Source organism: Geobacter grbiciae (assembly GCF_018531165.1).
In the GTDB taxonomy this organism is placed as follows: Bacteria; Desulfobacterota; Desulfuromonadia; order Geobacterales; family Geobacteraceae; genus Geobacter; species Geobacter metallireducens.
In genome coordinates this window covers 21,867-47,887 of sequence record NZ_JAHDIW010000004.1, presented here as the reverse complement: position 1 = coordinate 47,887, position 26,021 = coordinate 21,867, and the positions used below count along the sequence as shown (strand labels likewise).

Here is a 26,021-nt window from a genome sequence, read left to right as displayed (position 1 = left end):
GCCACGTCTTGTCCAGAAAAAATTATTACTTTCTTCCGCGGGGTACCGCCGACTCGCAGGGTACGCGGGTCTGGCAGAGGCCGCAGCCGGTATAGGGGACACCGTAGCGTTCGCCCACCGCCTCGGGAACGGCGCCGTAGACGTAATCCCGACACCGGGACTTGTCGTGGCCGTTGAAGGTGATGGCCCCCACGGGGCAGCGGCCGATGCAGACGCCGCAGGTCCCCTCCCGGTGCCAGAGGCAGTTGTGGCGGTGATCCGGCGCGGTGCGCGGAGTAGGAGGCAACGTGAGGTCGGTAATGACGCTCCCCACGCGATGGGCTATCCCCCGCTCGGTGATGAGGCCGTCGGAAAGGCTGAAGGTGCCGAGTCCGGCCGCGTAGGCGGCGTGGCGCTCGGACCAGGTGGAGGCGATCCCCACGGGGGTAGCGGCGAATTCCTTCCAGGCGGGGGCGTACTGGGGCACCACGGCCCGGTGGCCGATCCCCTCCAGGTACGCCACCAGATGCCGCCGGAGCGCGCCGTTCAGGGCCTCGCCGTGGGTCCGGGTGAGGGCCCACCTGCGGGAGGGCCACTGGCTTTCCAGGCGGTTGCTCATCCGCGTTCCCTCCGTGACCGGCAGGACCCAGACGATGACCGTTGCCGCCCCGTCCAGCAGCTCTGTCGGGGTCAGGTGAAAGTCGCCGATGATGTGCTTGTAGTCCGTGAAGAGGGGGTCATCGGCTGCGGCGAAGCCCACGAGGGGGTCGTCGAAGTAGGGTCCGCTGTCATCAGGGAAGCGGTTTTCCGGGCTCTCCGCCACAAAACGTCCGACCTCGGCACGTAGTGCTTCCTCCATCTCGACCTCCTTCATGCTGCTGCCGGCTCGGGCCGACGGTAGAGGGTGACGAAAAGCAGCAACGTCGCCACCCCGACCACGCCATTCAGGAAAAAACCGATCCTGAAGCCTTCCTCCCGGATGAAAGCCCCCATGCCGGCGGCGCAGAGCATCATCCCGACGTAAACGCAGGTATTGTAGCAGCCCATGGCGAGCCCCCGTTGCTCCCGGGGCACCACATCGGCGATCAGCGCACAGACGGCGGTGAAGGCGACCCCCATACTGATCCCCATGACCGCCGCGGCCCCCATGAGCGGGACCACGGACCGGCAGAGGCCGAAGGAGGCGAGGGCCAGGGCGAAAATGGCAAGCCCTCCAGTTACCAGGATACTCCGGTCAGCCACCCGGTCGCTCAGTTTCCCCGAGGGGAGGCGTGAAATGGCGTTAGCCAGGGCCTGGGCCGCGAAGACAAACCCCACGTGTCCCGAATGCATCCCCTGGCTCCGAATGTAAAGAGGCATGAAGGTGACGAACATGCCGAAACCGAAGCAGGTGCCGAGTGTTGCGACGAGGCAGGCGACGAGCCGGCGGTTGTGCATGAGCCCCGTAAGGGCCGGCAGGATGGCGGGACGGGCAACGCCGCGTGCCTGGTCCGGGGAAGGTGCGGGGAGGAAGATGAGTGCCACGACGAACATGGCGAAGATCAGCCCCCCCGCCACGAGAAAGACCGGCCGAAGCCCCAGCGCCGTGCCGAGAAAACCGCCGGCAGCGGGGCCGAGAGTCATGCCGCCGTACAGGGCCATGGTGTACCAGCCGTAGGCCTGACCCAGCACCTCCGGCGGGGTAACGTCGGCCACGTACGACATGAGGGTCGGCGAGAAGGCCGACAGCCCGATGCCGAAGAGGAGATAGATCCCCCCCATCTGCAGGGGGGTGTTGCTCCAGTAGAGGAGAAACGACGAGCCGGCCAGGAGGATCAGCCCTCCCAGGAGCGGTATCCGCCGCCCCAGTCGATCGGAGACGAGTCCCGAGGGAATGGAGAGCGCTCCCGCCATCAGCATGAACGCGCTGTTGATGAGTCCCACCTGCGCCGTGTCCGCCCCCAGCGACGTGGCAAAGAGGGGGACGATCGGAATCCTCATGTAGGAGCCGAAGAAACAGACAAAGCTGATGACGCAGGCGAGCAGCAGGAGTTTTCCCGCCCGGTGTTCCCGTGATTCCATGGGCACCTACCCCTTCAGCCCCTTGGGCGAATTCATAGCTCTTTCCCCACGGCAAACGCCTTGCCCAGCAGCGGACCAACACCGTGGTAACCCCGATGGCCAGTGTCAAAGACGAGGGGCTTGAGCTTCAGGATGTCGGGGAGGCCGTCGTCGCCGAGCACCTCGGCGTCCGCCTTAACGTCCACGATTTCGCCGACGAACAGGGTGTGAAGGCCGATTTCCAGGGTGTGAAGCAGCCGGCACTCAAGGGCGAAGGGGAACTCCGCCGCGTAGGGGGCATCCACAAGTTCACTTTTTACCGGCGTAAGTCCAGTAGCGGCAAATTTATCCGTGTCGCGCCCCGAGACAATGCCGACGTAATCGGCCGCCTTCATGGCGGTTTCCGACGGAGTTCCAATAGTGAAGGCCTTGCGCTCCACGATCGAAGCGTAGGAATAGGTCGCCTTGCGCAGGGATACCGCAACGCACGGGGGCTGGGAACAACAGATTCCGCCCCAAGCGGCATTCATCAGATTTGGCTTCCCCTCGTGGTCATAGGTGCCGACCATCAAGACAGGAGCCGGAAAAAGGAGGGTCTTGGCCCCCAGGGATTGCTTCATGGTATTCTCCTCTCGCAAATCAGATTTTCAGCTCTCCAGCAGGTTAACCACGACACGCCCCGTGATCCCCCCATGGAGAATCGCCTGGGTCATCACCTCCAGCCCCGCCAGGGTGCACTCCGTCACCATCTCGTCGAGCCGGGAGGGCTTCCAAGCGGTGGCAAGCCGCTGCCAGACCTCCTCGCGAAGCCCCCGGGGGCACTGGACCGAATCGATCCCCAGAAGGCTCACCCCCCGCAGGATGAACGGGTAGACGTTCATCGGCAGTTCCGGCGACCCCACGAGCCCGCAGCAGGTGACCGTACCGCCGTACTTCGTGCTCTTCAGGACCGCAGCCAGGGTCTGGCCGCCGACCACATCGACCGCACCGGCCCAGCGCTCGGCCAGGAGTGCCTTCTCCGCGCCGGCCGTCACGTCGTCACGGCCGATCACGGCTGTCGCGCCGAGCCCCTTGAGAAAATCCTCGTCGAACTCCTTGCCGGTGGCTGCCGTCACCCGATAGCCCGCCCGGGAGAGGATGGAAACCGCGATGCTCCCCACCCCGCCGGTGGCGCCGGTCACGAGGATATCGCCGTCATCGGGCCTCACCCCGGCCCGCTCCAGCTTCAGCACCGACAGGGCCGCCGTGAAACCGGCGGTGCCGAGGGCCATGGCTTCGCGCAGCGTCAACCCCTCGAGCAGCCGCACCGCCCACGCCGACGGGATGCGGATGTATTGCCCCCAGCCGCCGTCGGTTTCCATCCCCAGGTCGTGGCCGGTGACAACAACCTTGTCGCCCGGGGCGAAGGCACCGCTTTCGCAGGAGACCACCTCACCCGCCGCGTCGATGCCGGGAGTGTGAGGGTACTGCCGCGTCACCCCGGGGTGCCCCGTGGCCGAAAGGGCGTCCTTGTAGTTGAGGGAGGAGTAGTGGACCCGCACCATCAGGTCGCCGGCCGGCAGGTCGTCGATGCTCCGCTCGCGGATCTCCCGCACGAACTGCTTCTCGGGGGTCTTCTCCACCACCAGCGCCTTGAATACCGAGTTTCCCATGCTCCCCTCCCCTTCTCAAATTAGACCAGTCGTCTAGTTGCCGAAAAAAATTTTCACACCTGCTCGCGCAGCACCGTTGCAAAAAGCGGGGCGATGAAATCCCGCAGGGGCTGGGGCGACTTCATCACCTTGGCCCGGAGGACAGCCCCTTCCCAGCCGGAGAGAATGAACCCCGCCACCACGGACGGGTCAAGCTCCGGTGCGAGTTCCCCTGCACGCTGGGCCTCCCGCAGGCAGGCGGCGTAGCGCTCCTTCCACGAGGTAAACACCTCTTCGAGCCTCGCCCGGAAGCGTTCGTTCTGGTCGGCCAGCTCCTGCCCCAGGTTGCCGATGAGGCATCCCTTGGCGCACTGGTTCTGCTCCAGGCGCGCCAGGCCGCTCTCCAGCAGATTACGGAGCCGGTTCAGTGGTGTCACCTCATCGTCGTTCAGGAAGGTGTCGAGCCGCTGGTCGTAGCGCTCGGCAAAGTGGTCAATCACCGCCAGGCCGAACTCCTCCTTGCTCCTGAAATAGTAGTAGAATGAGCCCTTGGGTACACCAGCCTCCCTCAGCACCGCATCAATGCCGGTGGCGTTGAACCCCTGACGGCCGATGAGGTCGGTGCCGATGCGGATGATGGTTGCTCTCGTTTCGTTCTTATCCATGGGGATCATTATTAGACCGGTCGTCTACAAAGTCAAGGAGGGAATTTAGAGTGAATGGTTGTTCCTATCACAAACGGAAAAGCCCGCACATGGCGGGCTTTTCCGGGCGCTACCGAATAAATCTAGAACTTGACCCTGAGCCCCATCAGCGCATTGTGGCTCTCGAACCTGAACTTGGTCGCCGTCACCACACCTTCGTCGAAGGTGGCCTTTGAGGTGCCGAAATAGCGATATCCCAGGTCAAGGGACATGATCGGGTTGAGGGCTATCTCCACCCCGGCTCCCGCCTGGTAGGCGAAAACGGTGTCGTCCCCCTTCTCATAGAGGGGGTCCAATTCAGTACTGGTGGTATTACCCAGATTGAGCACGGCGAAGCCGACGCCTCCTCCCACGTAGGGGGTAATGGGGCTCTGGTTGTGCATATCGACAAAGGCGTTGGCCATAACCGCCAGCGCACCGAGATCACCATCCACGCCGTGGAAGCGGTACCCGTCCGAAGCAGTGACGGACTTGATCTCAGAATGCCGGTAGGAAAGCTCCCCCTCCAGGCGGAGAAAGCCGTAATCATACCCGGCGGTGCCACCGACGGCAATGCCGGGATCGAACTCCACCCGGTCGTTGAAGGATGTACCGGAATCGGTGCCGGAAACGTCGGCGTCCCGGGGGATGCTCACCCCGAGGAAACCGGAAAAATACCCCCCGGGCCGGGCAGGCGTTGCCTGGCTCATGGCGGGCATTCCCCAGATGGCGATGGCGGCAGCGGCAATGAGAATTCTCTTCATGGTTATCCTCCTTGAATGGTATGCCGAATGTAATCAGTATAACGCAAAAGGAGGGGTGCAGTTTACATCCCGGGCCTGAATGGAGGCAAACCAGTCGGTTACGCCTTCTTTACGAACTCCGACTTCAACTGCATTGCACCGATCCCGTCGATCTTGCAGTCGATGTCATGGTCTCCTTCGACGAGGCGGATATTCCTGGCCTTGGTTCCGACCTTGATCACCGATGACGAACCCTTGATCTTCAAGTCCTTGATCACCGTAACCGTGTCACCGTCACTGAGAACATTGCCATGGGCGTCACGCACCACGCGGCTCCCGTCCCCGCTCTCCGCCGCCGTTTCTTTCCCCCATTCATGGGCGCATTCCGGACAGACATACATGGTTCCGTCTTCGTACGTGTATTCTGAACTGCATTGTGGACATTTTGGCATATCGCTCATGGCGCATCCTTTCTGATTTTTATGGGCTGGGGGAATATACGGCGGGCACCCCTTATAGCACGGTTATCGGCACGACGGAATTTTTTAACTGCCGGCATTACGAATACATCACACCCCCAAAGAGCATCTTGCGCCGAGGAAGCCGCTCCGCTATAACAGGCACCTGTCCGAACAAAAACATAACCAGGACGAATGCGGAAGGAACCCGCCATTCGCCATCAGCATGACGGGTGAGGACCGCCCCTCCCCCACGGAAAGGACCCCCCATGTCCCTCTATACCCTGCTCTGCTTCCTCGGCGCCTCCATCGCCCTGACCGTGGCCCCCGGCCCCGACAACATCTTCGTCATGACCCAGGGGGTCGCCCGGGGGAGAAAGCCGGCCATCGTCACGGCCCTCGGCATGTGCAGCGGCGTCACCGTCCACACCACGGCCGCGGCCTTTGGAATCTCGGCGGTGTTCTATTCCTCGGCCATTGCCTTCACGGTGGTGAAGTCCGCCGGCGCGGCATACCTCCTCTACCTGGCCTTCAAAACCCTGAAGGAACGGTCCGCCATCAGGCTCTCGGCGACTGACGACCTCCCCGCGGCGGCCCTGTTCCGGCGGGGATTCATCATGAACGTGCTCAACCCCAAGGTGGCCATGTTCTTCCTGGCGTTCCTCCCCCAGTTCGTGGCCCCCACCGCCGGCCGCGTCCCCCTCCAGATGCTGCTCTTGGGACTCATATTCATGGTGCAGTCCGTGGTAATCTTCTGCCTGCTCGGCTACTTCGCCGGGAGCATCGGCAGCTTCATCCTGGCCCGCCCCCGGATCGCACGGTATTTTGACTGGTTGACCGCGGGGGTTTTCCTGTCCCTGGGGGTAAGGCTGGCCCTGGCGGAACGGTAATTTCCCCCCGTTCCGGAAATGAATTCTCCCCTCTCCGCGGGATCAGATAATAATATTTTCATAAAAAATGGTTTCATGATACAGAAAGACGCTTTGCGATTTACCATCAAGGACACATAACGTGGCATACCATGCAGAGGAGGGCATACTGTTGAAAAAAGGGATTTTTTCATTTTTGGTCACGACTTGGCTGTTGACCGGCACGACCGTGCCGGCATCGGCGACAACCTTCCAGTCCCATACGCTGAACACGCTCAGCTTCAGTTATGTGGAGAACCTTTTCGATTCGAACGGAACCATGAAGAATGGACTGGAACTGGCGCCGGGAGATCACTTGGTGGGAATCATATCCGTCAACCGGATCGTAGCGGGAGGGGAAACGATTTTCACGGCAGGCCCAACGTCGCAACTGACCGGGATTTACGCCCATAAGGTGCTGAGCATCCCACCGTATCTGGTGAACGGGCAGTATGCATACGATCCCCTCAACCCTTCGTCATTCCAAGTGCACACGGAATACGGCAACCCTGACCTGGGGGCATTTACTGTCGGTTCAAGCACTGTCAACCTTGCCAGCATCCTGGACCCGGGTGCGGTTCTGGCCCTCTGGCTCGACCAGGGGAACAGCGCCACCAGCTTCACGACGGGGGGAACCCTTGCCGACAGCGTGGCCCGGGCAACCGACGGACTCCCCTTTCTCTCCGCGGGGATTGGGAATTCGGGATATTTTTACAGTCATACCAACCAGTCCGTCACCATGGCCGAGTTGCTGAACGGAGCCTTCATAGGCCAGGCCTTCGCCGGCCTGGAAGTATTGACCAATGCCACGGGGCACGGACTCTCCCCCATCTTCAACCCCGGCGACCTGGAAAAAGGTACTGCAACGCCGTTGGTCCTTTCCTGCGACCTCGGGATCAATCCGGCCTTTTTTTCACCGGAGCCGGCCTCGCCCTGGGTTCTCGCCGGCACAGGCTCGGTGCAAGTCTATCCGGCTCCAGAGCCATCCACCCTGGCCCTCTTTGGCGTTGCCGGGAGCGTAATGGCCCTGTGCAGACTGAGGAAACGCACCCTCGATGACCGGGAAGATACTCCATGATTTTCACCACTCTGCGCGCAACCCTGGCAATGCTCGCCGCCATGGCCATCGCCTGCGCCCTGCCGCTCCGGGCCTCGGCCGAGGATGATCTGGCGCGGGGGGTGCTCGCCGAACTGAACGCGGCCCGGGCCAACCCCAAGGCCTACGCCGAACACCTGCGCGTCTACCGGTCCCAGTTCACGGGAACGTACCATATCCCGCCGGGCAGCAGGATTCGATACATCACCAGGGAGGGTACCCGGGCCGTGGACGAGGCGGTGCGGTTTCTGGAGGCGCAACGCCCCCTTCCCCCGCTGACTTGGTCGGAAGGGCTCTCCCGTGTTGCCGCAGAGCTGAACCGGGAGCAGGCGCGGACGGGAGCCCTGGGCCACGCCTCGGGCAGGATGGAGATGCGAGCCCGGGCCGAACGGATCGGCCGGTGGCAGAGCACCATTGGCGAGAACATCAGCTACGGTCCCGACGATGCCCGTCGCGTGGTGATGCAGCTCATCGTCGACGACGGAGTGCCTGACCGGGGTCACCGGAAGAACATCTTCGCCCCCGACTTCAGGGTAGCCGGCATCGCCTGCGGTCCCCACCCGGTTTTCGAGACGAGTTGCGTCATCGACTTTGCCGGTTGGTTCACTGAGAGGTAAAACCACCATGGCACAGCAATTCAAGGACTATTTTTCCGAGAAATCGGACGTCTATCGTTCCTACCGCCCCGGCTATCCCCCCGAGCTCTTCGCCTGGCTGGCGGGACTGCCGGCGCGGCGCGACGCGGCCCTGGACTGCGGCTGCGGCACCGGCCAGGCATCGGTAGCCCTGGCGGAACACTTCGTTCGAGTCTACGCCGTCGACCCCAGTGCCACCCAAATCGAAAGCGCCACTCCCCACGAGCGAGTAGAGTACCGGGTGGCACCGGCGGAAGAAACCGGCCTCCCCGATGCCAGCGTCGACCTGGTGATCGCTGCCCAGGCCCTCCACTGGTTCGACTTCAGCCGCTTCTACGCCGAGGTGCACCGGGTGGCCCGGGGAGGTGCCGTCTTTGCCGCCTTCACCTACGGGCTCCTCGCCATCGATGACGAGATCGACCGGATCATAGGCCGCTTCTACCGCGACGTCATAGGCCCCTACTGGCCCCCCGAGCGGGCCCACGTGGACGCCGGCTACCGGACCCTCCCCTTCCCCTTTGCCGAGATCGAGGCCCCGGCTTTCGCCATGAAGGCAGAATGGAACCTGGGGCACCTGATGGGATATTTCGAGACGTGGTCTGCGGTCAAGGAGTACCGGCGGCTTAGGGGGGACGATCCGTTGGAACTGGTGGTGGAGAACCTGGCGACGGCCTGGGGGGACCCGGCGCTTGTCAGGCAGGTCTCGTGGCCCCTGGTGATGCGGGCAGGGCGGGTAGCGTAAGAGAAGAGAGCCCTACTACTGTCCTTTCTTCCGGAGAACCACCCGGCGCCCCTTGGCAATGCGCCGTTCCTTCCCCTTCCGCTCCTGCCGGGCAGCCACGTCGTCGCGGGCAGCGGCCTCCTCATCCTCTTTCCTGAGCTTCAGATAACTGGCGTAGCGCCCCGGGTCGATCTCTCCGCCGGCCAGGGCATCGCGCACCGCGCACCCGGGTTCGTGGGCGTGGCTGCAGTCGTGGAACCGGCACCCCTTGGCCAGTTCGGCGATCTCGGGAAAGGAGGCGTCAAGCCCCTCCCCCGCCTGCCAGAGGCCGAATTCGCGCATGCCGGGGGTGTCGATGACGATGGCGCCGCAGGGGAGGAGGATCATCTGCCGGTGGGTGGTGGTGTGGCGCCCCTTGGCGTCCCGCTCCCTCACCGCGCCGGTGGCCATGACCTCTTCCCCGGCAAGGCGGTTGACAAGGGTCGACTTCCCCACCCCGGAGGAACCGACGAAGCAGGCGGTCACCCCCGGCGCCAGGACTTCCCTCACCGCTGATACCCCTTCTCCGGCCAGAGAGCTGACAGGAACCACCCGCACGCCGGGGCCAAGGGCCGCCGCCTCCGCAACCCGCTCCGCCGCCTCGGGACAGAGATCGGCCTTGCTGAGAATGACCACCGGCTCCGCGCCGCTCTCCCGGGCCGCCACCAGATACCGTTCGAGACGCCTCGGGTTGTAGTTGCCGTCGAGCCCCATGACGATGAAGACCAGATCAACGTTGGCGGCAATGGGCTGCACCTCGCCCCCGCCACCCGCGCCACGGCGGGCAAGGAGGGTCCGGCGCGGCAGGATGTCGTGGATCGTCACTTCCGACCCGCCGTTCACCGGTTCAATGACGACCCAATCGCCGACCATGGGGCGGTCAAGGCGGTCCGCAGCCCCCTTGCGGAGTCGGGGGGCAAGCTGCGCCGGAAACTCCCCCGCGGCGGCCCTCAGCCGATACTCCCCCCGAAGCTCGGCCGTCACCCGCGCCACGGTGCCGGGATCCGCCCCCCCCTCGGGGGCCGTTTCCGCAAACCAGCCGCTCCATCCCAACGCTTTCAGCTCATCCATGAAAAACCTCGCCCTCCGCATAGTCGCACGACGGCATTGTACGCAATGTGGAGGGAAACGCAACCGACGGATGGTGCTCCAGGAAGGGAATAAAAGGAAATCGCTGGCAGGGTGTGCCGGAATGGCAGGGCGTGGGGTATCAGGCGGCTACGCTCCGGATGGAGCCATCCCGGCGGTTGGCGCGGCAGTGGTCAAAGATATGGAGGTGGTTGGGTTCTCCCCTGAAGGGGGGAATCTCGTCCCAGGTCCGTCCGTCCAGAAGCCCTCCGCTCCCGGTGTAGAGGAAGGGTATGCCGCGTTCCTCTGCCTGATCGCGGAGATCCCGCGCCCAGTCGGCATGGTGTGGAGCGTCGCCATCCCCGGCCCCCCCGCAGACCACCCAGTCGATGGCGCCGAACCCGGCCAGGCAGAGGCTGTTCACCTGCCGCAGGTCCAGTCCTCCCCGAAGGTGCTCGGCAAGGATGCCGACCATGGGCCACCGGACCCCGTCGGCCACCCAGCAGTTTTTGAGGGCAATAGTGGCGGGGACGCGGAGATCCGCCTCCTCCTGGTCCCGTATCCGGACCAGGAACCAGAGGTTGTTGAGGGTATCGTCCTCCTCCAGGAGGCGATAGGGGGAATCCGGCGAGGTGGCGTAGAGCCTCTGGAAAGAATACTCGGGGTAATCGGTGACGGTGATGAAGAGATGCTGGGGAGACGAGGCCACGACCGAAAGCATGGCGTCCAGCTGCTCCACCGGAAGGGAGGGATGGAAGGGGTCGCCCCCCACGCTCCAGACCTTTCCCTCCTTCTCGCCAAAGGGGCGCCAGAGGGTCTCGCGGTCCACCGTATCCCGCCGGATGAGCACCTCCCAGGCGTCATCCCAGAAAATCCCTTGCCTCAACCGATTGAACATCTCCAGCCCTGCCTTAACCTCATTGCTGTCCACCGATGTAAATACCCACAGTTACGTATCGGTGAACTGGCACAAAACTTGAGGTGCGCGGGATGTTTCCCGCAAACAGTTTGCATTTTCCCCGGGGGACATTAAAATGTCTTACACTCACGGCACCTGATAGTTTCGAGATGTTCTGACACCGTAGGAGCGACGTTTTGAAAAGCATGAGCAGAGCGACCAGAAGAGACCAGTCGGACCTTTCCGGAGCGGCCCAGTGAACCGAAGGCTCGTCATTTTCTCCCACGGCAAGGAGAGCGGCCCCTGGGGAACCAAGATTTCGGCCCTGGCCCCCGTGGCACGGAAGCAGGGTTTTGCCGTCGAAAGCATCGACTACACCGACCTCTCCGACCCCGATGCCCGGGTCGGCAGGCTCGTGGAGCGGTGCACCGGCGAAACGGGCACCCTTGTCCTCGTCGGTTCCAGCATGGGGGGATATGTGGCAACAGTGGCCTCACAGACCGTGAAGCCGGCGGGACTCTTCCTCATGGCGCCGGCCGTCTACCTCCCCGGCTACGCCGAACCGGACCCCACCCCATCGGGGAGAACCTACGTCATCCACGGCATGCACGATGAAGTCATTCCCATGGAGAATGCCGTCCGCTTCGCACAGCGGAACCGCGCACGGCTCTTCCTGGTGGATGGCGACCACGCGCTCGTGGGCCAACTCCCCTTCATCGAAGAACTCTTCGAGCTCTTTCTTGCAAGCATAGCAACCTGCTAGGGGCAGGAGTAGGTCACATCGACATAGTTGGGTATACAGCGCTTGCCACTTTTCCTGATGGCCACCAGATGATAGGGCTGGCTCAGTGACTGGGCCGTGAAGCACCCCCTGCCCGGCGTTCTCCGGATGATGGTAAGCCAGATGGCATCCATACCCTCCTGCGCCTCCTTGACCTCGATGCCGTACCCACCGGTCGGCCGGACCATGTCCACCACGGCAACCACGTCATTACGCGAAAAATCGACGGAAGGAAGCGGCGGCGGGGGTGTCACGTTCCGGTGGAGCGAGTTCCAGAACGCTGTAAATCCCCCTTGGTCGGAAATGACGCGGATCTGGGGCCAGACGAGCTGAGTATCGGTTCCGGGCTCGGAGTAGGCGCCGCCGACTCCCTTGGCGACCGTCTCGACGGGCACCTTTAAGGCGGCGGGAGGTGGCTGTACCGGGACAGCGGTGGCGCAGCCCACAAGGGAGATGACGGTGAGAACCAGAAGCAGAGGTGTGCGAATGAAGTTCATAGGTGGACCATCCTGTTCGTGTAAATTTCAATCCGGTTGCCGCAAGGGCTCTATCGCCCGAACACCCGTCGGAAGAAGCGCTTCATCTCCTCCCACGAATCCCGGTCGGCGGCGGCGTCATAGGCGAAAGGGAGGCCGAATTTCCGGGCATAGACATCGGCGTCGGGGTTCGTGAAGGCGTGTTTCGCGCCCGGGTAGGAGAAGAACCGGAAGGCAGCGCCGGCCCTGGTCATCTCGGCCGCAAAGGCTCCCTCCTGTTCGGGGGGGATGAACGTGTCTGCCCCCCCATTGAATGCCATGACCTTCGCCTTGACCGCGCCCGGCTCGGCCGGCTTTGCCGTGGCGAGGTTGCCATGGAAACTCGCCACACCCTTGAGGTCGAGGCCCTGACGGGCCATGTTCAACACCACCGCACCGCCAAAGCAGTAGCCGATGGCGCCGACAAAACGAACCTCTTGATTCCGCCCATGCCGCACCTCCTCTCCCGCCGCCCGAAGGCGGTTCCAACGTCTGCGGTAACTTTACCAGATTACGGAAAAATTTCCCGCATGGCGTCGTATGCGCCTCCGGCTCCTTGATTATCGGGGAGTCTGCATTACCCTTTTCCTTGTTGCCTTGAGTCCAGGAGGAGGTTCCCATGACCATCAGTGAAAAAATCGCAACCATCTTTCCCGCATCGGAGGATATCCCGCCCCAACACCTGCTCCCGGCCCCGGTGGAGCTTCGGACCTACCTCGTGGGGGGGGAACTTCGCCACTGGGAGGGACCATCCCAGGAAGTCTTCTCCCCGGTCTGCGTCAGGACTCCGGACGACCCCGAGCGGGTCAGGATCGGAAGTTTCCCCCTCATGGGCGAGGCCGAAGCCCTTGCGGCCCTGGACGCGGCAGTGGCCACCTATGACAACGGCAGGGGTGAATGGCCCACCATGACCGTTGCCGACCGCATCGGCCACGTGCAACGGTTCGCGGCCCGGATGAAGGAACGGCGGAGCGAGGTGGTCCGGCTCCTCATGTGGGAGATCGGCAAGGCCGAAAAGGACGCCGCCAAGGAGTTCGACCGGACCATCACCTACATCGACGACACCATCGATGCCCTCAAGGACTTGGACCGGGTCTCCTCCCGCTTCGTGATCCACGAGGGGATCATCGGGCAGATCCGCCGGGCACCCCTCGGCGTGGCCCTCTGCATGGGGCCCTACAACTACCCCCTCAACGAAACCTTCACCACCCTCATACCGGCCCTCATCATGGGGAATACGGTGCTCCTGAAGCCACCGCGCCACGGGGTCCTCCTCTTCGCACCGCTGCTCGAAGCCTTCCGGGACTCCTTCCCCCCCGGCGTGGTGAACACCCTCTTCGGGGCCGGCCGCACCGTCACCCCGCCGCTCATGGCGTCGGGAAAGGTGGACGTCCTCGCCTTCATCGGCACGAGCCCCGCGGCCAACGCCCTCCACAAGGAGCACCCCAAGCCCCACCGGCTCCGGACGGTCCTGGGGCTCGAGGCCAAGAACCCGGCCATTGTCCTCCCCGACGCCGACCTGAACCTGGCGGTGGAGGAGTGCATCGCCGGCAGCCTCTCCTTCAACGGCCAGCGCTGCACCGCCCTCAAGATCATCTTCGTCCACGAGTCGGTGGCCGACCACTTCCTGAATCTCTTCTCCCGAGCCCTCGCCGCCCTCGGCTGCGGGATGCCCTGGGAACCGGGCGTCATGATCACCCCTCTCCCCGAACCGGGAAAAACGGTCTATCTCTCGGAGCTGCTGGAAGACGCCCGCAGACACGGCGCGCGGATTGTCAATGACGGCGGGGGGGCCATGTCCGGCTCCTTCTTCTACCCCGCCGTAGTCTATCCGGTGACCCCGGCCATGCGCCTCTATGCCGAAGAGCAGTTCGGCCCCATCGTGCCGGTGGTTCCGTTCACCGACGCCACCACCCCCATCCGCACCATCGAGGAGTCGGACTACGGCCAGCAGGTGAGCATCTTCGGCCGCGATCCCCAGACCCTGGCGAACCTCGTGGACCACCTGGTGAACCAGGTCTCCCGCGTGAACATCAACAGCCAATGCCAGCGGGGCCCCGACATCTTCCCCTTCACCGGGCGGAAGGACTCGGCTGTGGGGACCCTGTCGGTCTCGGACGCTCTGCGCTCCTTCTCCATCCGGACCCTGGTGGCGGCCAAGGAAATAGATCTGAACAAGGAGATCATTGCCGACATCGTCCGGGAGCACCGCTCCAACTTCCTCTCCACGGACTTCATCCTCTGAGTGTGGGAGTGAATTTTCTCGCCCCCTCAAGCCTTTACTTCGGCGACTCTTCGTCATATACTCTGTCGCACCTATCAATCTTATCGGGAGAGAACCGTGCTCCGCACCTTCCTCGAAAAACTGGGCGCCGTCACCATCTTCATCTTCCGGGAAATGGGCCGGATGCTGATCTTTCTCGTCATGGCCCTCGTGAACATCATCATCCGGCCCGGCAGGCCCTTCCATATTTTCAAACAGATCCACTTCATCGGCACCAAATCCCTCTTCGTCATAACCCTCACCGCCTCGTTCACCGGGATGGTCCTGGGGCTCCAGGGGTACTACACCCTGGCCAAGTTCGGCTCCGAGGGGATGCTCGGCTCGGCGGTGGCCCTCTCCCTCATTCGCGAGTTGGGGCCGGTCCTCACGGCCCTCATGGTGGTGGGGCGTGCCGGCAGCGCCATAACCGCCGAAATCGGGATCATGAAGATAACCGAACAGATCGACGCGATGAAGACCATGGCGCTGGAACCGTTCAAGTACCTGATCTCGCCGAAGATCGTCGGGGCGCTGGTGGCCGTGCCGCTTCTGTGCGCCATCTTCGACGTGGTCGGCATCTACGGCGGGTACCTGGTGGGGGTCAAACTCCTGGGGGTTAACCCCGGCGCCTATTTCCACGAGATGGAGCGGAGCGTGGAGTGGAAGGACGTCTGGTCCGGGTTCGTCAAATCCATCTCCTTCGGCGGCATCCTCGCCTGGGTCTGCTGCTACAAGGGATACCACGCCAGCCACGGTGCCGAGGGGGTGTCGCGGGCCACCACCGAGGCGGTGGTCATGTCGTCGGTCTTGGTGCTGGTGTGGGACTACTTCCTCACGTCGGTGATGCTGTAATTTATGATCAAACTCGTTGACATCCACAAGTCATTCGACTCCCAGGCAGTGCTGGACGGCCTTTCCCTGGAGATACCCGAGGGGAAGATCACGGCGGTGATCGGCCCCAGCGGCGAAGGGAAGAGCGTGCTCCTGAAGCACATGATCGGCCTCATGAAGCCCGACCGGGGCCAGGTCCACGTGGACGGGGAAAACATCACCGCCATGCGCCGGTTCGAGATGAACCGGGTCTGGGAGAAGTTCGGGATGCTCTTCCAGAACGCGGCCCTCTTCGACTCCATGACGGTCTTCGAGAACGTGGCGTTCCCCCTGGAGGAGAAGACCCGGTTCTCCCGGGCCGAGATTCGCGACCGGGTCCACAACGCCCTGGAGAACGTGGGGCTCAGGGGGATCGACAAAAAGTACCCCGACGAGCTGTCAGGGGGGATGAAGAAACGGGTGGGGCTTGCCCGGGCGCTGCTGCTGAACCCGCGGATCATCCTCTTCGACGAGCCGACCACGGGTCTTGACCCGATCATCTGCCGGGCCATCCACCAGCTCATCAGGGATACCCACGAACGGTACGGCTACACGGCGGTGATCGTCTCCCACGAGATTCCGGAGATCTTCGACATCTCGGACCTGGTGGCCATGCTCTACCGGGGACGGATCACCGAGATGGGGACGCCGGAGGAGATCCGGCACTCGGAGCACCCGGTGGTGCGGCAGTTCATCAGCGGCAGTCTCGAAGGACCCATCAAGTTCATCTGACACAGGCAGGGGATTGTTATGAAGAAAGTCACTCTCGAACTCATTGTCGGCATTTTCGTGGCCATCGGCATCCTCTGCCTCGGGTGGCTCTCGGTGAAGCTGGGCAAGATGGAGCTGGTCGGCGGGGACCACTACGAGGTCTACGCCGAATTCGACTCCGTGTCGGGACTCAAGGAGGGGGCAGCGGTGGAGATTGCCGGGGTGGAGGTCGGCCGGGTCGACCGGATCGCTCTCGACCCGAAGTTCAATGACCGGGCACGGGTCTCCATGCGAATCGCCAACGGGGTAAAGCTCCAGGACGATGTCATCGCCTCGGTACGCACCAGCGGCATCATCGGCGACAAATTCATCCTGCTGAAGCCCGGCGGCTCCGATAACTTTCTGGCCGACAACGGCAGGATCAGGGAGACCGAATCGGCAGTTGATCTGGAGGAGCTGCTGAGCAAGTACATCCATGGCAAGGTGGAGTGACTTAGCCGCATTCCAGGAGGGAAGGAAATGAGAACACTTCGCGCAGTGGTACTGGCATGCTGCCTGACGGCACTCCCGCTGTCCGGGGCGCTGGCCGCCGAACCGGCAACGGCACCGAAAACCCTCAGCCTTGATGAATGCATTCGGGGCGCCATAGCTACAGCCCCGGAGCTGGGCGAATCCCAAGCCGACATCGAGCTGGCCCAGTCCAAGCTCGAGGAGGCCAAGGGGTACCGGTTCCCGCAGATCGAAATGAAGGCCCTCTTCGGGCCGGTCCCCGAGGCCAGGGGCAACCAAGTCTGGTCACCGGACGGGTCCGACGACACCTCCCGCATAACCTGGTTCGCCCGGGGCGACGCCACCCTGGTCCAGCCCCTCTACACCTTCGGCAAGATCAGCGAAAACATGAAGGCGGCCACCCACGGCATCGAGGTGGACCGGGCCAAGAAGGACCAGCGGCGCAACGAGGTGGCGCTCCAGACCAAGGAGTACTACTACGGCGTCCTCCTGGCCCGGGAGATGAGGGAAGTGGTCCTGGAGGTACGGGAGAACCTGGACAAGGCCCGCAAGAAGGCCCAGGAGCTTCTGGACAAGTCTTCCCCCAACGTGGAGGAGCTGGACATCTACAAGCTCGACGCCTTCAACGGCGAGGTGGGGAAATACCTGGCCGAGGCCGACAAGGGGGAAACCCTGGCCCTCTCGGCGCTCCGGAGCCGCGTCGGCCTCCCCCCGGAGGCCCGGATCGACATCGCCACCGAGCGACTCGTGCCCGACGAGGGAACCGCCGGCGATCTTCCGGCTTACATCGACGAGGCCCGGGCAAAGCGCCCCGAGTTCAAGCAGCTCAAGGAAGGGCTCCAGGCCCGGGAAGCACTCGTGGAGGCGGCCAAGGCGGCCTACTACCCCGACATCTTCCTGGCGGGGCTCCTGTCCGGCGCCTATTCCCCCGAGCGGAGCCGCATCGACAACCCCTTCATTACCGACGAGTTCAACCACTTCTGGACGGGGATCGCCCTCGGGGCCAGGTGGAAGCTCGATTTCGGCATCACCGGCTCCAAGGTGGCCGGCGAGCGGGCCCAGTACAACCGGCTCCTCTCCACGAAGGTTTACGCCGACACCAACATCCCCCTCCAGGTGAAAAAGGCGTGGCTGGAGCTGAAGGAGGCGGAGAAGAGCATCGACTCCACCCGGGACGCGTACAGCAATGCCAAGAAGTGGATCGTCTCCGCCATGGCCAACTTCGACTTCGGCGTCGGCCCGGCCAAGGAGCTCTTCGACGGGCTCCAGAACTACGCCCGGATGCGGGCCGGCTACTTCCAGTCCATTTACAACCAGAAGATGTCCCGGGCCAACCTGGACTACGCCGTCGGCGCCATGCCGCTGGAGAAATAACCCCGGAGGAACATTGTCATGAAATGGTTTGCCCTGCCGATTCTCTTCATCACCCTCGCCCTTGGCGGGCCGGTCTTCGCCCAAGGAAGCCCCACCCAGACCGTCAAGAAGACCGTGGATGAGGTGGTTCGGATCGTCTCCGACAAGGAGATGAAGAAACCCCAGAACGAGAAGAAGCGCCGCCAGGAGCTGAAAAAGGCCATCGGTGCCGTCTTTGACTACGGCGAGATGGCCCAGCGTGCCATGGCGCGCAACTGGCGGGACCGAAGCGCCGCCGAGAAGAAGGAATTCGTCTCCCTCTTCGAGACGCTCCTGGAAAACTCCTACGCTGACAAGATCGAATCCTACAACCAGGAGAAGATCGTCTACCTCAACGAAAGGATCGAGGGGGAGTACGCCGAGGTGAGGTCCAAGGTGGTCACCGCCAAGCGCGACGAATACTCCCTCGACTACCGCCTCATGAACAAGGGTGGACGGTGGATGGCTTACGACGTGGTCATCGAGGGAGTGAGCCTCGTATCCAACTACCGGGGCCAGTTCAACAAGATCATCACCAACGAGGGGTACCCCGCCCTCCTGAAAAAGCTCAGGTCCAAGCGTGCGGAGATCAAGGCGCCGTAGCCGACCGCCATCGATCGATCACAAGAAAAGGGCTGCTTCCCGCGGGGAGCAGCCTTTTTTGTGCGCATTTCCCGCATGGGAATCTGTTAAACAATTCGACAATTACTGTAAACTTTTTTGAATGGGATAAAGTCGCCCCACGGACTGCTTGCGTCATGGGGCACGTGCTGCCTATTCTATAGCTATCTGCTGTAGGACAGTGTCCATACCATCAGAACAAACGCACCACCCTCCTCACAACGTGGCCACTTCAGGTTGAACTCTTCCCCATCCATTGTCCGCACCTGTCGAAAAACATTACATCTGCCGACTTCAATTTAATTAAAATGCAAACATAACAAGAACTTATAAAATGACATATTTATTGCAACCGCTGAGTCAGATTGGTCAACAAAATATTCAGATTTATTCGGGAGGGAATGAGATGGCAAAAAGGATTCGCTCGGGATTAGGGGCTGGCGCGGCTGCTTTGCTTATCCTGCTGTGCCAGAGCGCTCAGGTTTTCGGATACGCTGAATACTACACGTATGGAGATTATAATCCTACGTCCTCGTTGGATCCGGGTTATTACAGGGAATACAACGATTCTGCCGCGCGCGTCTCTTTCAGCCGGCCGGTGGGAGACATGCTTTCAATTGGAGACAATAAATCGTATGCCACATCCTCCGGGTATGCCGATGCCGGAAAGCTTCGCATGGGGATTTCGGCTTCGGCGGTTTCAAGGCCCCAGAATAATTATTTTACGTCCTCATACATAGCTACCACCGCGACAAACAGAGCCACAATCCTGCCGGGGGCCTCAGGGCTTTCGGCGGGGGATACTGCCCGCCTCCAGTTAACAATGAAGCTGGACGGGACGCTGGGAGCTGATGCCCGATCCTATCCGAGCAAAGGATGGGCCCATGCCGAGTTCGACGTCGGGTTTGCCATCAGTGACTCCAGCGTCACCATATGCGGACCGGGTGAAGTGGGATGCTGGTCGCCCCAACTGGCCTTTTTCGGCGCCTCCGGGGAGGCCGAAGCCTATGATGTCTATGGGCCCGGTTGGGGCTATAATTACTCCAACCACTGGAGCGAGTCCTGGAGTTACGGAAGCAACATCACCCCGGAAACCTCCCATGATCTTGCCGGGGGAACCAAGGAACAGGGCGAGGGCATGTACTACGATTGGGGACGCAGTTTCGACACCGGCTACCTGACGTTCGTCTTCGAGGCCATCGTGGGGCACACGCTGGATATCGAGTCGTACCTGGATGCCTATGTCGACGCCAACAACGATGCGGAATCATTTGCCGATTTCGACAAAACATTGGCTTTCGGCCTGACGCCCACGAATGGAGTGGTATTGGAGTGGGAGATCGGAAATCCGGTACCCCCCGCAGAAAATGCGGTACCCCCCAGACCTGAAGCAGTTCCCGAGCCGAGCTCAATGCTTCTGGTGGGTGCCGGGCTCGTCTCCCTGCTCGGGCTGCATCGGGTGAGGGCACGAAAGGAGCAATAACAACGAGGAATTGCCCTCGGATTCTTAACAGGAGAACATTCCGGAGACGCTGCCGGCCAGTTTACCAGCCCGCCTTTCTTCTGGGCCGACAGCGTCCCGTAATGCCGCCCAAGAGCGCAAGAATCAAGGCGCCGTAGGGATAGAGCAAAGCCGCACGTCCCGCAGCAGTTCAACGAACTTTTCTTCGGGCAGCGGGCGGTGGAAGAGGAACCCCTGCATCTCGTGGCAGCCGAGATCCAGAAGCAAGTCCCGCTGTTCGCGGGTTTCAACGCCTTCCGCCACAACATCGAGGTTGAGTTTGTTTGCCATGGCGACAATGGCTTCCACGATGGACCGGTCGTCGGGATCGTCGCAGATATCCATGACGAACGAGCGGTCAATCTTGATGTGATCGATGGGAAAGTTCTTGAGATACGCCAGGGAAGAATACCCCGTACCGAAGTCGTCGACCACGATCCTCAGATCCAGTTCCTTGAGTTTGTAAAGTGCGCTCACCGTGGCTCCGGCATCTTTCATGAGGCTGGTTTCCGTAAGCTCAAACTGAAGCGCGCGGGCATCGACGCCGGTTTCCTTCAGAACTTCATCGACCAACGCAGTGAAGTTGCGCTGCTCAAACTGCCGCCCCGAGATGTTGACCGACAGCTTGACGGGCGGGAGGCCGGCATCGCGCCACTCCTTCATCTTCTCGCAGGCTTTCCGCAACACCCACTCGCCCAGGGGAATGATCAGGCCCGAGCTTTCCGCAAGGGGGATGAAGGTGCCCGGCATGACTCTCCCCTGTGCAGGATGCTGCCAGCGGACAAGGGCTTCGGCGCCCACCAGGCAGTCTCCGCCAACATTGATGATGGGCTGGAACTCCAGGAAAAACTCATCCCGCTCCAGGGCCTGCCGCAGACTCATCTCCAGCTCCATCCGTTCATGGGCCTTGCGGTTCATTTCCGGCGAATGGAAATGGTATCCGTTGCGCCCCGCTTCCTTGGCTGCGTACATGGCCATATCGGCACATCTCATGAGCGTTTCCGCGTCCTGCCCGTCATCGGGAAAGATGGAAATGCCGATGCTTGCGGAAGTGTAAACGACACGGCTGCCGATCTCGAAGGGGGGCGAGAGCCTCTCCAGGAGGTTCTGGGCAAGATGTGCCGCATTGCGCTCTTCACCGGCATAGGAAATGAGGACCATGAACTCGTCCCCCCCCAACCGGGCAAGGGTGTCCTTGCGGCGGGCACCTTCCCTCAGCCGTTGCGAAACCATGGTGAGGAGCAGGTCCCCCTGGGCATGTCCCAGGTTGTCATTGATGACCTTGAAGCCATCGAGATCAATGAAGAGAAGGGCAAGCTTACCGTTATCGCGGATGGCCCCGGCAAGGGCCTGTTCCAACCGGTCGAGAAAGAGGGTGCGGTTCGGTAGTCCCGTAAGGGTGTCGTAGTAGGCGAGGCTCTGGATCTGTTCGTCCGACTTCTTGCGCGCCGTGGTGTCCTCGAACAGGGTCGCAAACAAACCGCTATCCGGATAAAACACCGACACATCAAAAAAGAGGTTTTTCTCCGGCAGGGGCAATTCGAACATCAGCGCCTCGCCGCTCTCTGCTCCGCGAACTATCTCGGCAAAACGGGCCATGAGCGCACCGCTGAAAAACTCTTCGCCCCCCATGCCGATAATCGCGGATTTCTCCATGCCGAGGATCGACGCGAACGAAGGGTTTACGTCGACGACCTCGAAGCCGACGGAATTGCCCTCCATGTCGGAGATGATCCGGTGCAGCGCCATCCCCTCCTTCATCGAATCGTAGAGGGAACGATATTTCGCTTCGCTCTCCGCCAGGGACTGGTGAGCCTGGTTGACAGCCCGCAAGGGGAGTGTGCGGAGCATGACGAAACCGAGCCCTCCCACCAGCAGCGCGCAGGCGGCCACGAGGGCGGTTTCCAGAAGCAGGGGGGCGAGGGAATGGGAAATTTCCAGCTGAGCTACCGTATGCCCTGCATCATAGATGGCATGGCGCCGGGACACCACCGGTGGACGCAAATGGTCCGCACTCTCCACAATGGTTATCCCCTGGGGATCGAGAATCCGCCTCACCTCGGGGATATCCTGCCGGCTACGGCGCTCCAGCAGTTCCATGAGCCTTACTTCTTCATACCGCCACATGACGGGATTAGCCATTACCAGATGGGTAACGACCCGTGAGTTGAGTTCGGCCTGCGTGTCGAGGCTGCCAAGCATGTACTGGTAGGAAATCAGAAAATAGCCTGCAGGGACCAGAACCGCCACGGCGATGGTTATGGCCCCCGCGAAAAGGGTGGTGAGACGGGCTATGGATCCGTTGAGTGTTTTCACTTGCCCTTTCTACCGCCCGCGGTAACGAGGATCCCTGCCTTTCCGGCGATGGCCCGGCCCTGTGGCGAGTAGATGAAATCGATGAAGTTCAGGACGGCAGAGGGAGTTTTTTTCGTCGTGATGAATCGGATATCCTTGGCAAGGGGATACGTTCCGTTGGCCAAGGTTTTCACGGAAGGCTTTATTCCGTTCAGGGAGAGAACGTTCAGAGGTAACTTTTCCACCAAAATCGCCGACAGGGCCGCGGTGCCCAGAGAGCCCGCCGTCTTTGCGACCATTTCATCGGATTCGGGATCCGTCACCGCTACAATCATGCCATGTTGAGAGTGGGCGGACTTCACCGCCTTCTCCATGGCGGGGGAGAGCCCTGCAAGGATAGTGGTGTCGATATCGGCATCGGGCCGCAGAACCAGCCGAATCGGCTCGCCATTGCTCCAGGTCCTCACGTGGCCGGAATAGATATCCTCCAGTTCCTTCGTGGTGACATCCCTCTTGGGCACCTGCTCCCCCGTCACTATTGCCAGGGGCATCTTGCCGTACTCACGGGAAATCCCCCCCCGCGCAACCTCTTCCGACTTGAGGACCTTGCTGCCCACAACCATGTCCAACGCCCCCGAAAGCAGTGCCTTGACGGCCCCGGAACTCCCCAGGGGCTTTTCCATTCCGATTCGGACTCCGGGGTGAGCCTTGATATACGCTTTGATCAGCGGCTTCATTATGTACAGCGCACTGCCGGAACCATTCACCCGGATGGTTTCGGCCCCGGCTGCTTCCACCCGGCACGGCCCCATCAGCAGGGCAAAAAACATCAATGCGACAACCAGTGACAACGATGGACCGATCGAATTCCTCATCAAAGACCCTCCTCAGGCTGATTGCGGTATAGCCACTCTGTCGGTCATGACGATTACAGCGTATCCATGGCAATGCCACGGCCAAAGCGACGAAACATGCTGTTTAATAACATTTTTCTATTCGTTTTTCAGCGCAAAAGTGAGGAACTGCTCTCCCGATATTCATTTTTATTGATTTCATGGGGTCTTCCCCTTTCTGAGGACTTGGACGACGAGGCTAACCGGCAGGGATTTGTTATCGCTATCCACACCTGTTATCTTGCCAATCACCACTGCTGCGGATATTATTTTTCAACTCTAACGAAACGTTACGGAGACCGGCAGATTCCATCGCCGGCTATGTGCGCTACATCCAGGCAAATCACCAGGAACTGGAACTGCTCTTCAAGGAGTTCCTCATTGGCGTGACCAGTTTTTTGAGGGATCCTGCCGCGTGGGAAAACCTGAAAAACGAGGTAATTCCGGATTTGCTGGCCAGCCACCCGGAGGGGGGGGGTACTGCGGGCATGGTCGGCCGGGTGCTCCACCGGCGAAGAGGCCTATTCCCTGGCCATCATCTTCAGGGAAGTCCTGGAGCAGGTCAAACCCAAGGTCCATTACACCCTGCAAATCTTTGCCACCGATCTCGACCGGGACGCCATAGACAAGGCCCGGCTGGGGCTCTTTCTCCCCAACATTGCCAGTGATGTTTCCGCCGAGCGGCTGAACCGTTATTTCGTCAAGGACGAAGACGGGTACCGGATCAAGAAGGAAATCCGTGAAATGGTCACGTTCGCCACCCAGAACGTTATCACCGATCCCCCCTTCACCAAGCTCGACATTCTCATCTGCCGCAATCTGCTGATCTATCTGGGCATTGAAATGCAAAAGAAACTCCTCCCCCTCTTCCACTACGTTCTCAACCCGGGAGGGGTGCTGTTTCTCGGCAGCGCCGAAACCCTCGGCGCCAGTGCCGAGCTCTTCACGGCCGTCAATGCCAAATTGAGGTTATTCAGTCGGGACAACGGCATCAGTCGGGCGAACCTGATGTCGTTTCCCTCAACCTTCCCCCTTACGTCGGCCCCCCACAAGGAGCTTTCGCCCGTGAAACCCGAGATAAACGTCCAGGTCCTGGCCGACCGAATCCTGCTGCAAAAGCACTCCCCCCCCCGTCTGTTCTCGTGAACGAGGAACTGCAGACGGTGAACTCCGAGCAGCAGGCCAAGGTGGATGAGTTGTCGCACCTGAACGACGACATGCGGAACTTCCTCAACAGCACCGAGGTGGCCACCATCTTCCTGGACAGCAAGCTGAACATCCGCCGCTTCGCCAACGCCTCCAGCAAGCTGTTCAAGCTGATCCCAAGCGATGTGGGGCGCCCCCTCACCGACATCGTCAACGGTCTCAGCTACCCAGAGCTGACCGACGATGCCGAGGCAGTGCTCCGGACGCTGGTCTATTCGGAAAAACAGGTGACCACCAATGACGGGCGCTGGTTCTCGGTTCGGATCATGCCGTACCGCACGGTGAGTGATGTGATCGACGGGGTGGTAATCACCATGACCGGCTACAGGCAGTGGAAGAGCTTCGGAACAAGGAACTGCTGCTGGTTCACCAGGGTAGGATGACCGCCATGGGGGAGATGCTCGCCAATATCGCCCACCAATGGCGGCAATCGTTGAATGTCATGGGGCTGTTGATTCAGCAACTGGGGTTGTTCAGTGAATCAGACTGCCTTGACAAGCAGTTGGTCGACGTTAACGTGGAGAAGGCGATGGGAATCCTCAAACACCTGTCCCAAACCATCGATGATTTCCGGACCTTTTCCGAACCGGACCGGGAAAAGATCCCGTTCAGGATCAACCAGGTCCTCGAAAAAACCCTTAAATTCGTTGGCGAACTCTTCACGCATCAAGGCATTTCAATCAAGTCCGATTTTGTCCAGGATTCGCAGGTGACGGGATTCCCCAATGAATTCAGCCAGGCGCTGCTCAATCTCCTGTTAAACGCACGGGATGCGCTCGTTGAATCAAGGACGGGCAACAAATGGATAAAAGTGAGTTCCCGGCCAGAGAACGGCAGGGCTGTTGTCACGATCACCGACAACGGCGGCGGGGTCGATGAGAACATTATCGACAAGATTTTCGATCCCTATTTCACCACCAAGAAACTCGGCAAGGGAAGCGGCATCGAACTTTTCATGTCAAAAAACATCATCGAACGAAACAGGGGAGGCCACTTGAGCGTTCGCAACATCAAAAAATGCGCCGAATTCAGGATCGAGGTCTGACATGGAACCGGCCCGAAATCCCGCCAAATCCATCAACATTCTCTTTGTGGAAGACGACCGGTATGCGAGAGAGTTGATTCCGCTCATGATCTCCAACAAATTCCCGGGGGTTGCCATCATCCTGGCCGATAATGGCGAATCAGGGTTGGAACTCTGCCGGGCCAACGAATTCGACATCGTCATAACCGATATCAACATGCCCGACATGGACGGCATCCGGATGGCCGGGGAGATCAGAGGCCTGAAACCGGACGCCAAAATCATCGTCATGTCCGGTTATAGCGAAAAGTGCTACTTCGACCAGTTGCGGGAGATCGGCATCACGGACTACATCCTGAAACCGATAGACACAAAGCTTTTGTTCCTGACCATCGGCAAATTTATTGACCAGGTCATGCTGAAACGTCACAGGCCTGCGGTGATCAACTAACTGGCACCAAGTTACCAAAGCCCCCCTAGAGAAAAGAGGCACCGCACATAACCGTCGGTGCCTCTTTTCTCATTTTCGAGACCGCCCTT

General features: G+C 61.1%; 28 protein-coding genes and 1 pseudogene. 16 read left to right on the top strand and 13 right to left on the bottom strand.

Annotated features, from left to right (window positions below; all coding sequences use genetic code 11):
* Positions 1–25 precede the first annotated feature (25 nt).
* The 7 genes from KJB29_RS07525 to KJB29_RS07495 form a co-directional block, all read right to left on the bottom strand.
* Positions 26–838, bottom strand: coding sequence for an epoxyqueuosine reductase (locus KJB29_RS07525; protein ID WP_215734068.1), 813 nt, complete (start codon positions 836–838; stop codon positions 26–28).
* An 11-nt stretch (positions 839–849) separates the two neighbouring features.
* Positions 850–2,040 (bottom strand): MFS transporter, encoded by a 1,191-nt coding sequence (locus KJB29_RS07520; RefSeq protein WP_215734067.1) that lies wholly within the window; start codon positions 2,038–2,040, stop codon positions 850–852.
* 32 nt (positions 2,041–2,072) lie between these two features.
* Positions 2,073–2,639 (bottom strand): flavin reductase family protein, encoded by a 567-nt coding sequence (locus KJB29_RS07515; protein ID WP_215734066.1) that lies wholly within the window; start codon positions 2,637–2,639, stop codon positions 2,073–2,075.
* A 27-nt stretch (positions 2,640–2,666) separates the two neighbouring features.
* The gene (locus tag KJB29_RS07510; RefSeq protein ID WP_215734065.1) at positions 2,667–3,671 is read right to left on the bottom strand and encodes a YhdH/YhfP family quinone oxidoreductase; all 1,005 of its coding nucleotides are present in this window, start codon (positions 3,669–3,671) and stop codon (positions 2,667–2,669) included.
* Positions 3,672–3,724: 53 nt separating this feature from the next.
* Positions 3,725–4,315, bottom strand: a complete 591-nt coding sequence (locus KJB29_RS07505) for a TetR/AcrR family transcriptional regulator (RefSeq protein WP_215734064.1) — start codon at positions 4,313–4,315, stop codon at positions 3,725–3,727.
* 122 nt (positions 4,316–4,437) lie between these two features.
* Entirely contained in the window at positions 4,438–5,097 is a 660-nt protein-coding gene (locus KJB29_RS07500; RefSeq protein ID WP_215734063.1) for an outer membrane protein, read from the bottom strand.
* Between the two features lie 98 nt (positions 5,098–5,195).
* Positions 5,196–5,537: a zinc ribbon domain-containing protein YjdM gene (locus KJB29_RS07495; RefSeq protein ID WP_004514388.1), complete on the bottom strand. Its 342-nt coding sequence runs from the start codon at positions 5,535–5,537 to the stop codon at positions 5,196–5,198.
* A 266-nt stretch (positions 5,538–5,803) separates the two neighbouring features.
* On the opposite strand from KJB29_RS07495, the gene KJB29_RS07490 reads away from it, so the two are divergent.
* From KJB29_RS07490 to KJB29_RS07475, 4 genes are all read left to right on the top strand, one after another.
* The gene (locus KJB29_RS07490; protein WP_215734062.1) at positions 5,804–6,424 is read left to right on the top strand and encodes a LysE family translocator; all 621 of its coding nucleotides are present in this window, start codon (positions 5,804–5,806) and stop codon (positions 6,422–6,424) included.
* Between the two features lie 151 nt (positions 6,425–6,575).
* A complete protein-coding gene (locus tag KJB29_RS07485; RefSeq protein ID WP_246560871.1) occupies positions 6,576–7,520 on the top strand; it encodes a PEP-CTERM sorting domain-containing protein in 945 nt (314 codons plus the stop codon).
* A complete protein-coding gene (locus KJB29_RS07480) occupies positions 7,517–8,155 on the top strand; it encodes a CAP domain-containing protein (protein WP_215734060.1) in 639 nt (212 codons plus the stop codon). The genes KJB29_RS07485 and KJB29_RS07480 overlap by 4 nt, the downstream gene beginning before the upstream one ends.
* Positions 8,156–8,162: 7 nt before the next feature.
* Positions 8,163–8,915 carry a class I SAM-dependent methyltransferase gene (locus KJB29_RS07475; RefSeq protein WP_215734059.1) on the top strand — a complete coding sequence of 251 codons (753 nt, stop codon included), beginning with the start codon at positions 8,163–8,165 and terminating at the stop codon, positions 8,913–8,915.
* Between the two features lie 15 nt (positions 8,916–8,930).
* Here the strand turns inward: KJB29_RS07475 and rsgA are convergent, their stop codons facing one another.
* On the bottom strand, positions 8,931–10,004 hold the full coding sequence (gene rsgA / locus KJB29_RS07470) for a ribosome small subunit-dependent GTPase A (protein WP_215734058.1): 1,074 nt from the start codon (positions 10,002–10,004) through the stop codon (positions 8,931–8,933).
* A gap of 139 nt (positions 10,005–10,143) precedes the next feature.
* A complete protein-coding gene (locus KJB29_RS07465; RefSeq protein WP_215734057.1) occupies positions 10,144–10,899 on the bottom strand; it encodes a DUF5131 family protein in 756 nt (251 codons plus the stop codon).
* Positions 10,900–11,155: 256 nt separating this feature from the next.
* On the opposite strand from KJB29_RS07465, the gene KJB29_RS07460 reads away from it, so the two are divergent.
* Positions 11,156–11,662, top strand: coding sequence for a YqiA/YcfP family alpha/beta fold hydrolase (locus tag KJB29_RS07460; protein ID WP_215734056.1), 507 nt, complete (start codon positions 11,156–11,158; stop codon positions 11,660–11,662).
* On the opposite strand, the gene KJB29_RS07455 is transcribed toward KJB29_RS07460, so the two are convergent.
* A complete protein-coding gene (locus KJB29_RS07455; protein WP_215734055.1) occupies positions 11,659–12,177 on the bottom strand; it encodes a protease complex subunit PrcB family protein in 519 nt (172 codons plus the stop codon). The two genes, KJB29_RS07460 and KJB29_RS07455, sit on opposite strands and share 4 nt — an antisense overlap.
* 50 nt (positions 12,178–12,227) lie before the next feature.
* Positions 12,228–12,668: pseudogene (locus KJB29_RS07450) on the bottom strand (dienelactone hydrolase family protein); the annotation flags it as partial.
* 146 nt (positions 12,669–12,814) lie between these two features.
* Here KJB29_RS07450 and KJB29_RS07445 point away from each other — a divergent pair.
* The 7 genes from KJB29_RS07445 to KJB29_RS19310 all read left to right on the top strand — a co-directional run bounded on the left by KJB29_RS07445 (position 12,815) and on the right by KJB29_RS19310 (position 20,045).
* Positions 12,815–14,440, top strand: coding sequence for an NADP-dependent glyceraldehyde-3-phosphate dehydrogenase (locus KJB29_RS07445; RefSeq protein ID WP_215734054.1), 1,626 nt, complete (start codon positions 12,815–12,817; stop codon positions 14,438–14,440).
* 96 nt (positions 14,441–14,536) lie between these two features.
* The gene (locus tag KJB29_RS07440; RefSeq protein ID WP_004513533.1) at positions 14,537–15,310 is read left to right on the top strand and encodes an MlaE family ABC transporter permease; all 774 of its coding nucleotides are present in this window, start codon (positions 14,537–14,539) and stop codon (positions 15,308–15,310) included.
* A gap of 3 nt (positions 15,311–15,313) precedes the next feature.
* Positions 15,314–16,060 carry an ABC transporter ATP-binding protein gene (locus tag KJB29_RS07435; protein ID WP_215734053.1) on the top strand — a complete coding sequence of 249 codons (747 nt, stop codon included), beginning with the start codon at positions 15,314–15,316 and terminating at the stop codon, positions 16,058–16,060.
* Between the two features lie 18 nt (positions 16,061–16,078).
* Positions 16,079–16,531 carry an outer membrane lipid asymmetry maintenance protein MlaD gene (mlaD, locus tag KJB29_RS07430; RefSeq protein ID WP_004513531.1) on the top strand — a complete coding sequence of 151 codons (453 nt, stop codon included), beginning with the start codon at positions 16,079–16,081 and terminating at the stop codon, positions 16,529–16,531.
* Positions 16,532–16,558: 27 nt separating this feature from the next.
* Positions 16,559–17,923, top strand: a complete 1,365-nt coding sequence (locus KJB29_RS07425) for a TolC family protein (RefSeq protein ID WP_215734052.1) — start codon at positions 16,559–16,561, stop codon at positions 17,921–17,923.
* Between the two features lie 18 nt (positions 17,924–17,941).
* Positions 17,942–18,544, top strand: coding sequence for an MlaC/ttg2D family ABC transporter substrate-binding protein (locus KJB29_RS07420; protein ID WP_004513529.1), 603 nt, complete (start codon positions 17,942–17,944; stop codon positions 18,542–18,544).
* Positions 18,545–19,385: 841 nt separating this feature from the next.
* The gene (locus tag KJB29_RS19310) at positions 19,386–20,045 is read left to right on the top strand and encodes a PEP-CTERM sorting domain-containing protein (protein WP_246560858.1); all 660 of its coding nucleotides are present in this window, start codon (positions 19,386–19,388) and stop codon (positions 20,043–20,045) included.
* 123 nt (positions 20,046–20,168) lie between these two features.
* On the opposite strand, the gene KJB29_RS07410 is transcribed toward KJB29_RS19310, so the two are convergent.
* Positions 20,169–22,379, bottom strand: a complete 2,211-nt coding sequence (locus KJB29_RS07410) for a putative bifunctional diguanylate cyclase/phosphodiesterase (RefSeq protein ID WP_215734050.1) — start codon at positions 22,377–22,379, stop codon at positions 20,169–20,171.
* The gene (locus KJB29_RS07405) at positions 22,376–23,233 is read right to left on the bottom strand and encodes a substrate-binding domain-containing protein (RefSeq protein ID WP_215734049.1); all 858 of its coding nucleotides are present in this window, start codon (positions 23,231–23,233) and stop codon (positions 22,376–22,378) included. Before KJB29_RS07405 ends, KJB29_RS07410 begins: the two co-directional genes overlap by 4 nt.
* A gap of 465 nt (positions 23,234–23,698) precedes the next feature.
* Between KJB29_RS07405 and KJB29_RS19305 the strand changes: the two genes are divergently transcribed.
* The 4 genes from KJB29_RS19305 to KJB29_RS07390 are packed head-to-tail and all read left to right on the top strand — an operon-like array spanning position 23,699 to position 25,932.
* A complete protein-coding gene (locus tag KJB29_RS19305; RefSeq protein WP_343213550.1) occupies positions 23,699–24,397 on the top strand; it encodes a CheR family methyltransferase in 699 nt (232 codons plus the stop codon).
* A gap of 17 nt (positions 24,398–24,414) precedes the next feature.
* On the top strand, positions 24,415–24,840 hold the full coding sequence (locus tag KJB29_RS19300) for a PAS domain-containing protein (protein ID WP_343213545.1): 426 nt from the start codon (positions 24,415–24,417) through the stop codon (positions 24,838–24,840).
* Complete coding sequence (locus KJB29_RS07395) at positions 24,789–25,502, top strand: sensor histidine kinase (RefSeq protein ID WP_343213544.1); 714 nt, start codon at positions 24,789–24,791, stop codon at positions 25,500–25,502. Before KJB29_RS19300 ends, KJB29_RS07395 begins: the two co-directional genes overlap by 52 nt.
* Position 25,503: 1 nt before the next feature.
* Positions 25,504–25,932, top strand: coding sequence for a response regulator (locus KJB29_RS07390; RefSeq protein ID WP_215734048.1), 429 nt, complete (start codon positions 25,504–25,506; stop codon positions 25,930–25,932).
* Positions 25,933–26,021: the final 89 nt, after the last annotated feature.

Coding starts and splice junctions, on each gene's coding strand:
- KJB29_RS07455 (WP_215734055.1), bottom strand. CDS start 12,177: ATGAACTTCATTCGCACACCTCTGCTTCTGGTTCTCACCGTCATCTCC.
- KJB29_RS07405 (WP_215734049.1), bottom strand. CDS start 23,233: ATGAGGAATTCGATCGGTCCATCGTTGTCACTGGTTGTCGCATTGATG.
- KJB29_RS07520 (WP_215734067.1), bottom strand. CDS start 2,040: ATGGAATCACGGGAACACCGGGCGGGAAAACTCCTGCTGCTCGCCTGC.
- KJB29_RS07525 (WP_215734068.1), bottom strand. CDS start 838: ATGGAGGAAGCACTACGTGCCGAGGTCGGACGTTTTGTGGCGGAGAGC.
- KJB29_RS19310 (WP_246560858.1), top strand. CDS start 19,386: ATGAAGCTGGACGGGACGCTGGGAGCTGATGCCCGATCCTATCCGAGC.
- KJB29_RS07465 (WP_215734057.1), bottom strand. CDS start 10,899: ATGTTCAATCGGTTGAGGCAAGGGATTTTCTGGGATGACGCCTGGGAG.
- mlaD (WP_004513531.1), top strand. CDS start 16,079: ATGAAGAAAGTCACTCTCGAACTCATTGTCGGCATTTTCGTGGCCATC.
- KJB29_RS07425 (WP_215734052.1), top strand. CDS start 16,559: ATGAGAACACTTCGCGCAGTGGTACTGGCATGCTGCCTGACGGCACTC.
- KJB29_RS07390 (WP_215734048.1), top strand. CDS start 25,504: ATGGAACCGGCCCGAAATCCCGCCAAATCCATCAACATTCTCTTTGTG.
- KJB29_RS07480 (WP_215734060.1), top strand. CDS start 7,517: ATGATTTTCACCACTCTGCGCGCAACCCTGGCAATGCTCGCCGCCATG.
- KJB29_RS07515 (WP_215734066.1), bottom strand. CDS start 2,639: ATGAAGCAATCCCTGGGGGCCAAGACCCTCCTTTTTCCGGCTCCTGTC.
- KJB29_RS07505 (WP_215734064.1), bottom strand. CDS start 4,315: ATGGATAAGAACGAAACGAGAGCAACCATCATCCGCATCGGCACCGAC.
- KJB29_RS07490 (WP_215734062.1), top strand. CDS start 5,804: ATGTCCCTCTATACCCTGCTCTGCTTCCTCGGCGCCTCCATCGCCCTG.
- KJB29_RS07500 (WP_215734063.1), bottom strand. CDS start 5,097: ATGAAGAGAATTCTCATTGCCGCTGCCGCCATCGCCATCTGGGGAATG.
- KJB29_RS07495 (WP_004514388.1), bottom strand. CDS start 5,537: ATGAGCGATATGCCAAAATGTCCACAATGCAGTTCAGAATACACGTAC.
- KJB29_RS07510 (WP_215734065.1), bottom strand. CDS start 3,671: ATGGGAAACTCGGTATTCAAGGCGCTGGTGGTGGAGAAGACCCCCGAG.
- KJB29_RS07445 (WP_215734054.1), top strand. CDS start 12,815: ATGACCATCAGTGAAAAAATCGCAACCATCTTTCCCGCATCGGAGGAT.
- KJB29_RS07420 (WP_004513529.1), top strand. CDS start 17,942: ATGAAATGGTTTGCCCTGCCGATTCTCTTCATCACCCTCGCCCTTGGC.
- KJB29_RS07475 (WP_215734059.1), top strand. CDS start 8,163: ATGGCACAGCAATTCAAGGACTATTTTTCCGAGAAATCGGACGTCTAT.
- KJB29_RS07435 (WP_215734053.1), top strand. CDS start 15,314: ATGATCAAACTCGTTGACATCCACAAGTCATTCGACTCCCAGGCAGTG.
- rsgA (WP_215734058.1), bottom strand. CDS start 10,004: ATGGATGAGCTGAAAGCGTTGGGATGGAGCGGCTGGTTTGCGGAAACG.